The 14,496-nt window shown below is 64.7% G+C and carries 9 protein-coding genes; 5 read left to right on the top strand and 4 right to left on the bottom strand.

Annotated features, from left to right (window positions below):
- Positions 1 to 186: 186 nt before the first annotated feature.
- A complete protein-coding gene (locus CH286_RS20095; protein ID WP_094610196.1) occupies positions 187 to 1,395 on the bottom strand; it encodes an MFS transporter in 1,209 nt (402 codons plus the stop codon).
- Between the two features lie 257 nt (positions 1,396 to 1,652).
- On the opposite strand from CH286_RS20095, the gene CH286_RS20090 reads away from it, so the two are divergent.
- The 4 genes from CH286_RS20090 to treZ are packed head-to-tail and all read left to right on the top strand — an operon-like array spanning position 1,653 to position 10,302.
- Positions 1,653 to 3,788 (top strand): acyltransferase family protein, encoded by a 2,136-nt coding sequence (locus CH286_RS20090; RefSeq protein ID WP_094610195.1) that lies wholly within the window; start codon positions 1,653 to 1,655, stop codon positions 3,786 to 3,788.
- A 56-nt stretch (positions 3,789 to 3,844) separates the two neighbouring features.
- Entirely contained in the window at positions 3,845 to 6,136 is a 2,292-nt protein-coding gene (glgX, locus tag CH286_RS20085) for a glycogen debranching protein GlgX (protein ID WP_094610194.1), read from the top strand.
- A gap of 3 nt (positions 6,137 to 6,139) precedes the next feature.
- A complete protein-coding gene (treY, locus tag CH286_RS20080; protein WP_094610193.1) occupies positions 6,140 to 8,515 on the top strand; it encodes a malto-oligosyltrehalose synthase in 2,376 nt (791 codons plus the stop codon).
- A 41-nt stretch (positions 8,516 to 8,556) separates the two neighbouring features.
- Entirely contained in the window at positions 8,557 to 10,302 is a 1,746-nt protein-coding gene (gene treZ, locus CH286_RS20075; protein ID WP_094610192.1) for a malto-oligosyltrehalose trehalohydrolase, read from the top strand.
- On the opposite strand, the gene CH286_RS20070 is transcribed toward treZ, so the two are convergent.
- Entirely contained in the window at positions 10,275 to 11,822 is a 1,548-nt protein-coding gene (locus CH286_RS20070) for an MFS transporter (RefSeq protein WP_094610191.1), read from the bottom strand. The two genes, treZ and CH286_RS20070, sit on opposite strands and share 28 nt — an antisense overlap.
- Before the next feature lie 137 nt (positions 11,823 to 11,959).
- Here CH286_RS20070 and CH286_RS20065 point away from each other — a divergent pair, with 137 nt between their 5' ends.
- Positions 11,960 to 12,484: a TetR/AcrR family transcriptional regulator gene (locus tag CH286_RS20065; protein WP_032404059.1), complete on the top strand. Its 525-nt coding sequence runs from the start codon at positions 11,960 to 11,962 to the stop codon at positions 12,482 to 12,484.
- A 1-nt stretch (position 12,485) separates the two neighbouring features.
- Here CH286_RS20065 and ilvA read toward each other — a convergent pair whose 3' ends face one another.
- Both ilvA and CH286_RS20055 read right to left on the bottom strand, forming a co-directional pair.
- On the bottom strand, positions 12,486 to 13,841 hold the full coding sequence (gene ilvA / locus CH286_RS20060; RefSeq protein ID WP_037151214.1) for a threonine ammonia-lyase IlvA: 1,356 nt from the start codon (positions 13,839 to 13,841) through the stop codon (positions 12,486 to 12,488).
- Positions 13,842 to 13,910: 69 nt separating this feature from the next.
- Complete coding sequence (locus tag CH286_RS20055) at positions 13,911 to 14,345, bottom strand: nitroreductase family deazaflavin-dependent oxidoreductase (protein ID WP_037150812.1); 435 nt, start codon at positions 14,343 to 14,345, stop codon at positions 13,911 to 13,913.
- Between the last annotated feature and the right edge of the window lie 151 nt (positions 14,346 to 14,496).

Below are 14,496 nucleotides of genomic sequence, written 5' to 3'. Positions count from 1 at the left end.
TATCGCGTCGGTTCGCATCCACCGTCGCTTCGGCGTCGTGTCGCCCGCTCTGGACGGAGGCCGGCTCGTCCTACCGAACCAGGACGGCACCACGGTCGACATCGAGCTGTCCAGTGCCGCAGAGGTTGTGGTTCCCGCACTCGTGCAGCGATGGCGGATATCCGGCTTCGCTCACTCGTTCGGTGTTCAGGTGGACGACCCCGCAGCACTGGTTGCTGCGCTCACTCCGTCCACTGCGGCACCCGAAGTGGAGCGGCGCAGCAGACGAGTTGCGAACAACAGGACCAGCAACGCAAGCACGGTGATACCGGATCCGGCCCAGATGGGCGAGGTGTAGCCGAGGCCGGCCGAGATCGTCACGCCGCCGAGCCACGCGCCCAGCGCGTTTCCGAGATTGAACGCGGCGATGTTCGCACCGGACGCCATCGTCGGGGCGTCGGGCGCGAACGACATCACCCGCATCTGCAGCCCCGGCACCGTTGCGAAGCCGAACGCCCCCATGAGCACCAGGGAGGCGATCGTGGCGGGGCGACTCTCCGCGGTGAGCGCGAAGAAGACGAGTACCACGGTCAATGCACCCAGGAGGGTCAGCAACGTCGCAGTGAGATCGCGGTCGGCGGCCTTGCCGCCCAGGTAGTTTCCGATGAAGAGGCCACCACCGAACAGCACCAGCAACCAGGGCACCGAACTCGACGCAAACCCGCTCACGTCGGTGAGGGTGAACGCGATATACGTGAACGCGCCGAACATACCGCCGAATCCGAGCACCGTCGTGGCGATGGAGAGCCAGACCTGGGGAGACCGGAACGCACGCAATTCGCGGCGCAGATCGCTCTCCTCACCGATCCCGGTTTCCCGAGGAACGAGGGCCGCGATGCCGATCAGCGCAACGATGCCGATCACCGTGATGGCCCAGAACGCCGACCGCCATCCGTAACTCTGACCGAGGAACGTTCCGAACGGAACGCCGAGAACGTTGGCGGCGGTGAGGCCGGCGAACATCATGGCAATCGCTCCCGCCTTCTTTGCGGGCTCGACCAGACCTGCCGCGACCACGGCACCGATTCCGAAGAAGGCTCCGTGGCACAGTGCGGCGACCACACGACCGAGCAGCATCGTGTCGTAGCTGCCCGAGAGTGCAGAAATCAGGTTGCCTGCGATGAACAGGCACATCAGTGCAAGCAAAACGGTCTTGCGGGGAAGTCGCGTCACCGCAGCGGTGACCACCAGCGCTCCGACGACGACGGACAACGCATATCCGGTGATGAGCCAGCCGGCAGTGGCTTCGGTGACCGAGAAGTCGGCCGCGACCTCCGGTAGTAGACCCATGATGACGAATTCGGTCAAACCGATGCCGAATCCTCCGATTGCGAGGGCGAGCAGGCCGAGAGGCATGTCGAATCTCCTGAGACGAAGTGGCGTAGGTAAATATCTGGCTATCGCGTGTAGTTGCACGCGCTTGGCAAATAGTTGCACACGCGCTCTATCCGCGCAAGAAGATAATGCACCGGATCAACCTCTACGCTCCCGAACTGGGACTATTGCCCCGAAGCAGACTCCGAGAAGTGCTTCACCTCGCGTACACGTATTGTTTGCCCTGTATCGCACATCCGACCGAGTAGTCGATCGACAGCCGGAGCCACTTCTCCTTCATGCATGTACACCCGACCGACAGCGACTCGGCCATCGATTTCTCGACACCGGTCCAGGGCGCTTCCGCTCCGGCACCCGGCCCGCATGGTCGACCACCGCAACGGCGAGATCTCAATGGCTTGCGCGGCGTCGCGATCGCACTCGTCGTCGTGTTCCACATCTGGATGGGTCGCGTGTCGGGTGGCGTCGACGTCTTCCTGACGCTGTCCGGCTTCTTCTTCACCGCATCCCTACTGCGATCGGCCGAGGCCGGGGCAAGCCTGAATCCGATCACCCGCATCACGCGCGTGCTCCGCAGACTGGGTCCACCGCTGCTGATCACGCTGCTCGCAGTCGCCGTCGCATCGGTGTTCTTGCTGCCGCGCACCCGCTGGGCAGACCTGGGTGATCAACTCGTATCCGGTGTCTTCTATTACGTGAACTGGCAGCTGGCGACAACAGCGAACGACTACTTGGCGGCCGATCCCTCGGTGAGCCCCGTTCAGCATCTGTGGTCGGTCGCCGTGCAGTTCCAGTTCTATCTGCTGGCCATTGCCGTCGTGTTCGGTCTCGCATGGCTCCGACGCATCGCCCGACCCGAGGGGCCACGAAGTCTTCGACCACGCACCTTTGCCGTGATCTTCGCCGTGATCGCTGTGGTGTCCTTCGTGTACGCGGCGGACGGTGTTCGACGGCATCAGGCGTGGAACTACTACGACACCGGTGCGCGACTCTGGGAGATCATGCTCGGTGCGGCACTGGCGGCAGTGCTTGTCTCGCGAACAAGCACCTCGGTGGCCGCCGCCTCGCCCTTACGTGCCCGCTGGTCGTCGACGGCACGTGGAGTCCTGGCCGTTCTCGGCATGACCGTCATCGTCGCGTGCGGTTTCGTCGTCGACGGAGTGACTGCGTTTCCCGGTCCCCTGGCTTCGATTCCGGTGCTCGCGACCCTCGCGTTGATCGTCGCCGGGTCCGAGACCGCCGTCGCGGCAACGCTCTCCAACCGGTTCTTCGCCTGGGTCGGATCGATCGCATTTCCGCTGTATCTGTGGCACTGGCCGCTGCTGATCTTCTACTTGTCGGCCACCGGCAGATCCCATGCAGACTCGCTCGGGGGTCTCGGCATCGTCGGGGCGTCGGTCGCACTCGCATGGCTGACCGTGCGTCTGGTCGAGCGCCCCACGCAGTCGAGCACGTTCACGCCGGGACGGATCGCGGTCACTGCCTGCGCGGGGATCGCCGCGCTCGCAGTCACGGCCGGTTCGGTCGGATGGAACGTCTACATCGACCGGTCGATCACCGCGGTGCAGGCCGATGAATCGGTCGACGAACTGACTCACCCGGGGGCGCTCGAACTGACCGACGGGATTCGCGCCGAGCCGGCCTCCGTCCGTCCCCCGCTGTATTCGGCTCCCGAGGACCTCCCTGCCACCACCCTCGAAGGCTGCATCGCCGACTTCGAAACACGCGATGCGGTCTCGTGTAGCTACGGCGACCTCGACGCGAACCGAACCATCGTGCTGGCGGGCAGCTCACACGCCGAGCACTGGGTGACGGCCCTCGACGCGCTCGGACTCCAGCACGGGTTCAAGGTCGTCACATTCCTGAAGATGGGCTGCCCGTTGAGCATCGACACGATGCCGATGCTCGGCCCCAACGAATACCCGGATTGCCTCGACTGGACGCAGACCGTGCTCGCCGACGTCGCAGCGATGGAACCTGCCTACGTGTTCACCACCGCCACCCGCCCGCGGGAGGACTTCCCCGGCGATTACACCCCCACCTGGTACGCCGCGGTGTGGCAGCAACTCGCTGCGGACGGTGTCGGAATTCTGGGTGTTCGGGACACCCCGTGGCTCGCGTACCGGGCGATCGATTGCCTGGCCGACGGCGGCAATGCCACCTCGTGCGGCATTCCACGGGACGAAGCGCTCGACCCCGTCAATCCGGCGCTTGCGGCCTCGTTCCGACTCCCCGGGTTCTCCGCTCTCGACCTGTCCGATGCAGTCTGCGACGCGACCTTGTGCCGCGTCGAGCAAGGCAACGTACTCGTCTACCGTGACGAGCATCATCTCACTGCGACCTACGTGCGAACTCTGACCACCGAGCTGGGACGGCAGGTCGGATCGGCCACCGGGTGGTGGGCCGGACCGTGAGCCGAAGGCCTCGCGCTCGGTAAGCCTGGGCCCACCCGCCACAGTAGGGTTGATCCATGCTGCACGAAGCCTCCGACGACACGCCTGCCATCGCAGTATGGCCGGGATCCGCCTATCCGCTCGGCGCGACCTACGACGGAGCAGGAACCAATTTCGCACTGTTTTCCGAGGTCGCGGAGGCCGTGGATCTGTGTTTGATCGCCGACGACGGAACCGAGACCCGCATCCGTTTCGAAGAGTCCGACGGCTACGTCTGGCACGCATATCTGCCCACAGTGGTACCGGGTCAGCGCTACGGCTACCGCGTTCACGGCCCCTGGGATCCGGCAGCCGGGCATCGCTGCGACCCGAGCAAGCTGCTCGTGGATCCGTACGGCAAGGCGTTCGAGGGATCGTTCGACGGCGACCGATCGCTGTTCTCGTACAACATGGACGCGCCCGCTCCCGAACCCGAGGCCGAGGTACAGATCGACGAGGAATCCGCGGATTCACTCGACGCCGAGGCCCCGTTCGAGGACGCCACCGATCTTGCCGATCCCGACGACGAGATCATCGAGGTAGCTCCCATCGCGCACGACGACGCGCCGAACAACGACTTCCCCCAGCATGATTCGCTCGGTCACACGATGACCACCGTCGTGATCAACCCGTTCTTCGATTGGCAGGCGGATCGCGCCCCGAAACGCCCGTACCACGAGACCGTGATCTACGAGGCCCACGTCAAGGGCATGACGATCAACCACCCCGACATTCCCGAGGCCGAGCGCGGCACCTACGCCGGGCTGGCGCATCCGGCGATCATCGATCACCTCAACCACCTCGGAGTCACGGCCATCGAACTGATGCCGGTGCACCAGTTCATGCAGGATCAGGTTCTGCTGGACAAGGGACTGCGAAACTACTGGGGCTACAACACATTCGGATTCCTTGCCCCGCACGCGGAATATTCCTCACTGCAGTCCCCCGGTGCGGCGGTCACCGAGTTCAAGGCCATGGTTCGCTCGTTCCACGCCGCCGGCATCGAGGTGATCCTCGACGTGGTCTACAACCACACCGCCGAGGGCAATCACATGGGCCCGACCATCAGCTTCCGCGGCATCGACAACGCTGCGTACTACCGGCTCGTCGACGGCGATCTCGAGCACTACATGGACTACACCGGTACCGGCAACAGTCTCAACGCCCGGCACCCGCACACGCTGCAGCTGATCATGGACTCGTTGCGCTACTGGGTGACCGAGATGCACGTGGACGGGTTCCGATTCGACCTCGCATCCACGTTGGCTCGCGAACTGCACGACGTCGATCGCCTCAGTGCATTCTTCGATCTCGTTCAGCAGGATCCGGTCGTCAGCCAGGTGAAGCTGATCGCCGAGCCCTGGGACATCGGCGAGGGCGGCTACCAGGTCGGCAACTTCCCCGGCCTGTGGACGGAGTGGAACGGCAAGTACCGCGACACCGTGCGTGACTACTGGCGCGGGGAGCCCGCGACGCTGGGCGAGTTCGCGTCGAGGTTGACCGGATCCTCGGATCTGTACGAGTCGAACGGTCGTCGCCCTGGAGCCAGCATCAACTTCGTCATTGCCCACGACGGATTCACCCTCAACGATCTCGTCTCCTACAACGACAAGCACAACGAGGCCAACGGCGAGGGCAACAACGACGGCGAGAGTCACAACCGATCCTGGAATTGTGGCGTCGAGGGACCGACCGACGATCCGGAAATTCTGGACCTCCGAGCACGCCAGATCCGCAACATCATGGCGACGCTGCTGCTCAGCCAAGGTACGCCGATGATCGCTCACGGCGACGAAATGGCACGAACACAGCAGGGCAACAACAACGTCTACTGCCAGGACTCCGAACTGGCATGGATGGACTGGTCGTTGGCCGAGACCAACGCCGAACTGATCGAGTTCACTCGCAACGCCATCGCATTGCGCGCCGAGCACCCGGTGTTCCGCCGGCGCCGGTTCTTCGAGGGCCGTCCCATCCGAACCGGCGAGCAGGCACGAGACATCGCGTGGCTGACCCCTGCGGGCGAAGAGATGACGCCCGAGGACTGGGACAGCGGCTTCGGCAAGTCGCTGACCGTGTTCCTCAACGGCGAAGGAATTCCGGAACCGAATCAGCGCGGTGAGCGCGTGGTGGACGACTCGTTCCTGTTGTGCTTCAACGCACATCACGAGACGCTCGAGTTCGTGACCCCGGACGGGAACTACGCCAAGGAGTGGACGGTCGCCTTGGACACAGCAGCCCGAACGGGAGCGGGTGAGAAATCGATAGAAGCGGGTACACCGGTGGAAGTCACCGCTCGTTCCCTACTCGTTCTACGAAAGACTGCCTGACACATGCCGCTGCCCACCAGTACTTACCGGTTACAACTGCGGGGCGATGCCTTCACCCTGGCCGATGCCTCCGACGTGGTCGATTACCTCCACGACCTCGGGGTCACACACCTGTATCTGTCGCCGATCCTGACTGCGACCGACGGATCGACACACGGATACGACGTCACCGACACCTCGACGGTGTCGGCCGCCCTGGGCGGTCGAGAAGCGTTGACGCAGTTGCATTCTCGTGCCGCAGAGCTGGGCATGGGGATAATCGTCGACATCGTCCCCAACCACGTCGGAGTGGAGGACCCACGGCAGAACGCGTGGTGGTGGGACGTGCTGCAACGCGGTCGCGACTCCGAGTACGCGACGTACTTCGACATCGACTTCGGAGCCGACAACGGCGTCGACGGCAAGATCGCGATCCCCGTGCTCGGCAGCGCGAGCGACGTCGGTGAGCTCACCGTCGACCGCTCGGAGGAGCAGCCTCTCCTCGCGTTCTACGAGCACCGCTTCCCCATCGCAGACGGCACCGACGGCGATGATGCGCAGGCCGTACACGACCGTCAGGCCTACCGATTGGTGAGCTGGTCCGACGGGCTGATCGGATACCGACGGTTCTTCTCCGTGAACGGCCTGGCGGGAATTCGGCAGGAAGACCTCGACGTCTTCACCGACTCCCATCGTCAGGTGGCCGGTTGGATCGAAGACGGCCTGATCGACGGACTGCGGGTCGACCATCCCGACGGTCTGGCCGACCCCGCCGGCTACCTCACCGAACTGCGCGGACTTCTCGGGCCCGACCGGTGGCTCGTCATCGAAAAGATTCTGGCCGACGGTGAACCGCTGGACGAGTCGCTTCCCGTCGACGGAACGACCGGGTACGACGCGTTGGCCGCGGTCGGCGGAGTGTTCGTCGACCCGGAGGGCGTGCATGCACTCACTGCTCTGTCTCAGGTGCGCTCCGGCATCGCCTACGACGCCGAGACATTGCACGAGACCGAGTTGGATCTCAAGACCGCCGTTGCGCGCGGCGACCTGTCCCCCGAGGTGCGACGCCTCGCTCGGGCCGTGGTTCGCGAGTCCGGCACCACCGTCGACCTCGAGTCCGTCATCGACGCGATCGTTGCCGTCGTCGCGGCCGTCCCGGTCTACCGGACCGACTACGCGCCGCTCGCCGGCGTGCTGCCGGGCGTGATCGCTGCTGTCGGCGAGGAGCAGCCGGACCTGGCCGGCGGTCTGGGCGCACTGGCGACCGCCCTCGTCACCGGTGCAGAATCGCCGGTCCGCTTCGACCAGGTCTGCGGTGCAGTCACGGCAAAGGGCGTAGAGGACTGCCTGTTCTACCGCGCCAACCGGTTGATCTCCCTACAGGAAGTGGGCGGCGACCCGAGCCGATTCGGTTGCAGCACAGCGTATTACCATCTGACCAATGCCGATCGAGCGCGACGCTGGCCGGCTGCGATGACCACCCTGTCGACTCACGACACCAAACGCGGCGAGGACGTACGGGCGCGAATCGGCGTGCTGTCACAGACTCCCGAACTGTGGGCTCGCTGCATCACGGACTGGGAAGAACTGACCCCGAGTCCCGACGGTACAACCGGAATGTTTTTGTGGCAGAACCTTTTCGGCATCTGGCCGGTCGACGGAGTGATCACGTCCACGCTGCGTGAGCGCGTTCACGCCTACGCGGAGAAGGCAATCCGCGAGGCCGCCCTCCGCACGACGTGGACTGCTCCGGACGAGGAGTTCGAGTCCGCGGTACGCAGCTGGCTCGACGCCATCTTCGACGGTGCCGTCGCTCGATCGATGACGATGCTGGTCGACAAGCTCGCTCCCCATGGCCATTCCGATGCGCTGGGTCAGAAACTGTTGAATCTGGCCGGGCCCGGCATCCCCGATGTGTACCAGGGCACCGAGTTGTGGGAGGACTCGCTCGTCGACCCCGACAACCGCAGACCCGTCGACTACTCCGTCCGTCGATCGATGCTCGCCGCGTCGAACACCGATGCGCTCTCGATCGATACGGGTGCTGCCAAGCTGGCTGTGGTTCGCTCCGCGCTGCACGTGCGCCGCGAACGGCCGGAGAGCTTCGTCGGTGGCACCTACGCGCCGATCGTCGCGGACGGATCCGCGGCCGAGCACCTCGTCGGATTCGCACGCGGACCGGTTCCCGGAAACGCCGACGTGATCGCACTGGCGACCAGACTCTCGCTCGGAGTATCCGAGACCGGCTGGGGCGACACATCCGTGACGCTGCCTGATGGCAGCTGGCGCGATCGCATCACCGGCTCCGAACACACGGGCACCGTCTCGGTAGCCGAGATGTTCGCCTCACTCCCGGTCGCACTCCTGGTGCGCGACAACGAAGAAGCGGTGACACAGTGACATCGACAGCAGCGACATCGACAGCAGCGACATCGACAGCAGTGACCTCTTCGGCGACGACACGACGATTCCAGGTCTGGGCACCGTCCCCCGAGACGGTCCGATTGCAACTCGACGACTCGGTGCATCCGATGCAGCGCTCCTCGGACGGGTGGTGGCATGCCGACGTCGACGCCACACCGAACTCTCGATACGGCTACCTGCTCGACGACGCAGACAAGGCACTGCCCGATCCGCGATCACCGCGGCAGCCCGACGGCGTGCACGAGCTGTCCCAGGTGTTCGACGTCGATCCCACGCTGTGGACCGATGCGGCGTGGACCGGGCGTCAACTACCCGGCTCCTCGATCTACGAATTGCACATCGGCACGTTCACCGACGAGGGCACGTTCGAGGCGGCCATCGGCAAGCTCGATCACTTGGTCGAACTGGGCGTGTCGTTCATCGAGATCATGCCGGTCAACGGATTCAACGGCGTGCACAACTGGGGATACGACGGAGTGCTCTGGTACACCGTGCACGAGGAGTACGGCGGCCCGGAAGGGTTGCAGCGCTTGGTCGACGCCTGCCACGGCCGCGGCATCGGCGTTGTCCTCGATGTGGTCTACAACCACCTCGGCCCGTCCGGTAATTATCTCGAACGCTTCGGCCCCTACATGACCGAAGGGGCCAACAGCTGGGGCCAGGCAATCAACTATGCCGATGCAGACTCGGGCGAGGTTCGGCGATACGCCCTGGACAACGCTCTGCGTTGGTTCTCCGAGTTTCACATCGACGCGTTGCGGCTGGATGCAGTACACGCGATAGTCGACCACACTGCGGTGCATCTGCTCGAGCAGCTCTCGATCGAAACCCGCACCCTGTCAGCGCATCTCGGTCGTCCACTGACCCTGATCGCCGAGAGCGACCTCAACGATCCTTCGCTGATCACGGCACGGTCGGGTGGCGGCTACGGACTCGACGCGCAATGGGACGACGACATTCACCACGCGATCCACGCGGCTGTCTCCGGTGAGCGGCAGGGCTACTACGGCGATTTCGGTTCCCTCCAGGGTTTGGCGAACACGCTGCGGCAGGGGTTCTTTCATGCCGGAACGTATTCGAGCTTCCGCGGTCGGATCCACGGCCGCCCGCTGGACACGCGCCGAATTCCGGCCAGTTCACTGGTGACCTACACGACCACTCACGATCAGGTCGGTAACCGCGCAATCGGCGATCGACCGGGTTTCTACCTCTCCCCCGGCCAGCTCGCAATCAAGGCTGCTCTGGTGTTGACCTCGCCCTACACACCGATGTTGTTCATGGGAGAGGAGTGGGGAGCGTCGACGCCGTTCCAGTTCTTCACCTCGCATCCAGAGCCCGAGCTCGGTAAGGCGACCGCCGAGGGACGCAAGGCGGAATTCGCCGAACATGGCTGGGACAAGAGCGATATCCCGGACCCACAGGATCCCGAGACCTTCACACGGTCGAAGCTGAACTGGTCGGAACTGGGCGACGGCGACCATGCACGACTGCTGGCCGTCTACCGCGATCTGTTGAGGCTGCGCCGCGACCGGACCGAACTGACCGACCCGTGGCTGGACCACGTGAAGGTGGACTACGACGAGGACGCGAAATGGATCGTCGTTCGCCGCAGCCGACTCAGTGTGGTGTGCAATCTGTCCGAATCTGCTGTGACCGTGCCGGTCGGCGGCTCACCACTGCTCGAGTGGGAGCCGACGACATCGGACGAAACTGGCTCTGCCACAACGATTCCCGGTCACTCCGTCGTCGTACTGGAATCCTGACGCCTGCGTAGATTGACCAGGACGAACACGGCGGTGATCGCCAGCACCACCGCGGTGGCGACGGCCGCGACATGCATGCCCGAGACGAAGGCAGCATGCGCGGAGTCCAGTAGGACCGTCGCCACCGAGTCCGGCAGCTCACGGGCCACCGCGTCGGCACCGCCGAGAGTCTCACCGGCCCTGGCCCCCAGCTCGGGGGTCAGCTGCGTGACGTCGATGCCGCGACGGAAGATCGCCATGACAACGGTGCCCAGTAGTGCGACGCCCAGTGCGATACCCAGTTCGTATGCGGTTTCCGACACTGCCGAGGCAGCTCCCGCCCGTTCGGGCTCGACGGCACTGACCACGAGCTCGGAGGTCAGCGTCAGCGCGACACCGACACCGGCCCCCACGAGGACGAACCCGGCAATGAACAGGGCCGGGCCGCTGTCGGTTGCGAGGCCGACCAGGAGCCCGGCACCCGCGGCGGCGACGAACATTGCGACCCCGAGAACTGTTCCCGCACTGAAGTATCGAACCAGGACCGCAACCAGCAGTGAGGTGACGATGCTGGCGGCGGTACCGGGCAGCAGCAGCAGACCCGCCTCGAGCGGGCTGTTGCCGAGCACGAGCTGCAGATACTGCGAACCGAAGAACAGGACCCCGGCGAGGGCGAACACCGACAGGAAGTTCGTTGCGACGCCCGTCGAGAAGGCCCGGTTGGCAAACAGTCTCAGGTCGATCATCGGTGCCGCGAGAGTGCGCTGACGGCGGACGAACACGTATCCGGCGATCACACCGACCACCGCGGACAGAAGGTAGACCACGTCGAAGCCGTGTGCCGCGGTCTCCTTCACCGCGAATACCAGCGGCACTATGGCGAGCATCGACAGCGCCGAACTCGTCAGGTCGAACCGGCCCGGGTTCGGGTCCTTCGACTCGGGAATCACCAGCGGGCCGAGCGCGATCAGCACGAGCATGACGGGGATGTTGATGAGAAACACCGATCCCCACCAGAAGTGCTCGAGCAGCCAACCGCCCACGAGCGGACCGGCAGCGGCACCGCCACCGGCCATCGCACCCCAGACGCCGATCGCGGCGACGCGTTGACGCGGGTTCAGGAAGATGGTGCGAATCAAGCCCAGGGTCGCGGGCATCAGTGTCGCACCGGAAATACCCTGCAACACGCGGGCCGCGATCAGCATCTCCGCGCTGGTCGACACGGCCGCTACGAGTGAGGCGATGCCGAAGCCCGCGGCACCGATCAGTAGCAATCGGCGACGGCCGATTCGGTCGCCGAGCGTACCCATGGTGATGAGCAGGCCGGCCAGCACGAACGAGTAGACATCGATGATCCACAGCAACTGGTTGCTGGTCGGTGCCAAGTCCGAACTGATGAAAGGCAATGCCAGGTCGAGGACAGTGCCATCGACAGCGATGAGCAACACGGCGAACGCCAGTACCACCAGACCGAGCCAGTCCCGCGGGGTCGCCCGGTGCTCGGATCCCCCGGCTACCTCGTGCACCGAACCGGTGCGCATGTCACTCACTACATCTCCTACGTTCTGCGCCCGGTGCGCCGGCGATCGCCGGGTCCGAAACGCTCGAGAGCACCAACCGTCCAGCCGGTACAGTGATTGAGAGTACCGCGAACCGTCCAGCCGGTAAAGTGAATTTCATGTCATCGGACACGCGGGACCGAATACTCGACGCACTGGAATCGATGCTGATCGAGCACGGTATGACCAAGGTGACCCTCGACAGCGTCGCTGCCGCCGCAGGCGTATCGAAGGGCGGACTGCTGTACCACTTCAAGACCAAGGACGCTCTGGTGGCGGCCATGGTGCGACGACTCGGCGCCCAGGCGGACGAGCAGCGCGCCGACGCCGCAGCAGGCGGGACGTCCGTGGCCGAGTGGTATCTGCAACCGCCGGATTCGATCTCGGAAAAGGAGATCGCTCTCTATCGATCGACATTGGCCGCGTTGCGGAGCGTGGACGGCAATTCCGACGAGGTTCAGGAGGCCGTCGTCGACATGATGCGATTGTGGGACGAGGGTCTGCGTACCGAAATCGATGATCCCGTGCAGGCCGAGATCATCCGGCTCGTCGGCGACGGAATCTACCTCGGTGCCGTGCTCGACCTGCCGGCCGTGGACCCCGAACTGCACAAACGCGTCGTCGACCGCCTGCTCGGTCGCTGACTCAGGTCAAGTACCGGTACACCGGCGAACCCGGCTCCAGCTGCTCCACCTGCAGGTGCGATGACCGCATACGTTCGAGGAGAGAAGAGAGGCCGTCCGCAGCGCCGAGTTGAATGCCGACTAGCGCGGCACCCGTCTCCCGGTTGTTGCGCTTGACGTACTCGAACAGGGTGATGTCGTCCTCGGGCCCGAGGACTTCGTCGAGAAAGCGACGCAGTGCGCCGGGCTCCTGCGGAAAGTCCACGAGGAAGTAGTGCTTCAGGCCCAGGTGAACGAGCGATCGCTCGAGAATTTCGCCGTAGCGAGAGACGTCGTTGTTGCCGCCGGACACCAAGCACACGACTGTGCTTCCCGGCGCGATGTCGAGATGCTCGAGCGCCGCAACGGCCAACGCGCCTGCAGGCTCGGCGATGACGCCTTCGTTCTGGTACAGCTCGAGCATTGCGGTACAGACCGCGCCCTCGTCGATCTGGGTGATCAGGAATGCACCGGGGCCGGAACTGTCGAACACGGGCGCGGTGATCAGCGGCAACGAAGCATGGGACACCACCGTGGCACCGAGCGACTGCAACGCTGCGTACGGCACGTCGCCGATGCGGCGGACGGCGGCCCCGTCGACGAACGGATCGATCTCGGAGAGCGTCACCGGACCTCCGGCGATCAGCGCGGCGGTCATGGATGCCGCGCCGGACGGTTCGACACCCACCAGTGACGTCTGCGGTGCGCGCTCACGAAGGTAGCTGGAGATGCCTGCGATGCATCCGCCTCCGCCGACGGGCATCACGACGACATCGGGTGCCCCGCCGAGCTGATCGATCATCTCGGCGGCAATGGTGCCCTGCCCGGCCACGGTTCGCGGATCGTCGAACGGCGGCACCATGGTGGCACCGGTGCGGGCTACATCGGCGGCCGCGGCTGCCGCCGCGGCATCGAACGTATCGCCGATGACGATGAGCTCCACGAAGTCACCGCCGTGCACTCGGATTCGGTCGCGCTTCTGCTTGGGGGTGTTCGCGGGAACGTAGATGCGACCGTGCACCTGCATCGAGCGACACGCGAACGCCACTCCCTGAGCATGGTTGCCTGCGCTCGCGGTGACCACGCCGACAGAACGCTCGGCATCGGTCAGCTGGTCCATCAGGTTGTACGCGCCACGAATTTTGTACGACCGCACGATCTGCAGGTCTTCGCGCTTGAGGTAGACCCTCGCGCCGGTCTCCGCCGACAACCGCTCGCACAACTGCAGGGGTGTTGCGGCCACCACCGACGAAATTCGCACCGCAGCGGCATCGATATCGGCAGCGGTGACGGCTACCGACGATGGGAGCTGGGAGGCGAGGTCAGGGGATGAAGACACCAGCACATGCTGCCACCAGAGTGGAACGGTCACCCACTCGGGACCGTTCCACGGACCGACGGATCCTGTTCAGACGCGCGAGAGGACGAACACCGGGATCTCGCGATCGGTCTTCTTCTGGTAGTCCGCGTAATCGGGGTAGGCCGCGACCGAGCGTTCCCACCACACGGCTTTCTCGTCGCCGGTCACCTCGCGAGCGACGTAGTCGTGCTTCTCGGTTCCGTCCCGCAACTCGACGAGCGGCTCGGCTTTGACGTTGTGGTACCAGACGGGGTGCTTGGGCGCTCCGCCCAGCGAGGCCACGATGGCGTACTCGCCGTCGTGCTCGACTCTCATCAACGGCGACTTGCGCAGCTTGCCGCTCTTGTTCCCCTTGGTTGTCAGCAGCACGACCGGCATCCCGTTCATCGTCGTGCCCTCGGTTCCGCCGGAGTTCTCGTATCGCTCGGCCTGCTCACGGGCCCAGTCGGATGAACTCGGTTCGTATTCTCCTGTCAATGGCATGACTTCCAGTGAACACCTCTCGTGCGCGTGACGCCACGAGATCAGCCACATTGCCTGGTCCAGATGCCAAGTTCGGTGGACCGAATCTTTCGATGGGTATAGTCTGAACTTCGCGCGCCGGACAGCCGAATCATCACCACCCCGGGCGCAG

It is taken from the genome of Rhodococcus sp. WWJCD1, from assembly GCF_002258735.1.
Taxonomy (GTDB): Bacteria; Actinomycetota; Actinomycetes; order Mycobacteriales; family Mycobacteriaceae; genus Rhodococcoides.
The sequence above is the reverse complement of the archived record's forward strand: the minus strand, read 5'-3'. Positions and strand labels throughout refer to the sequence as shown.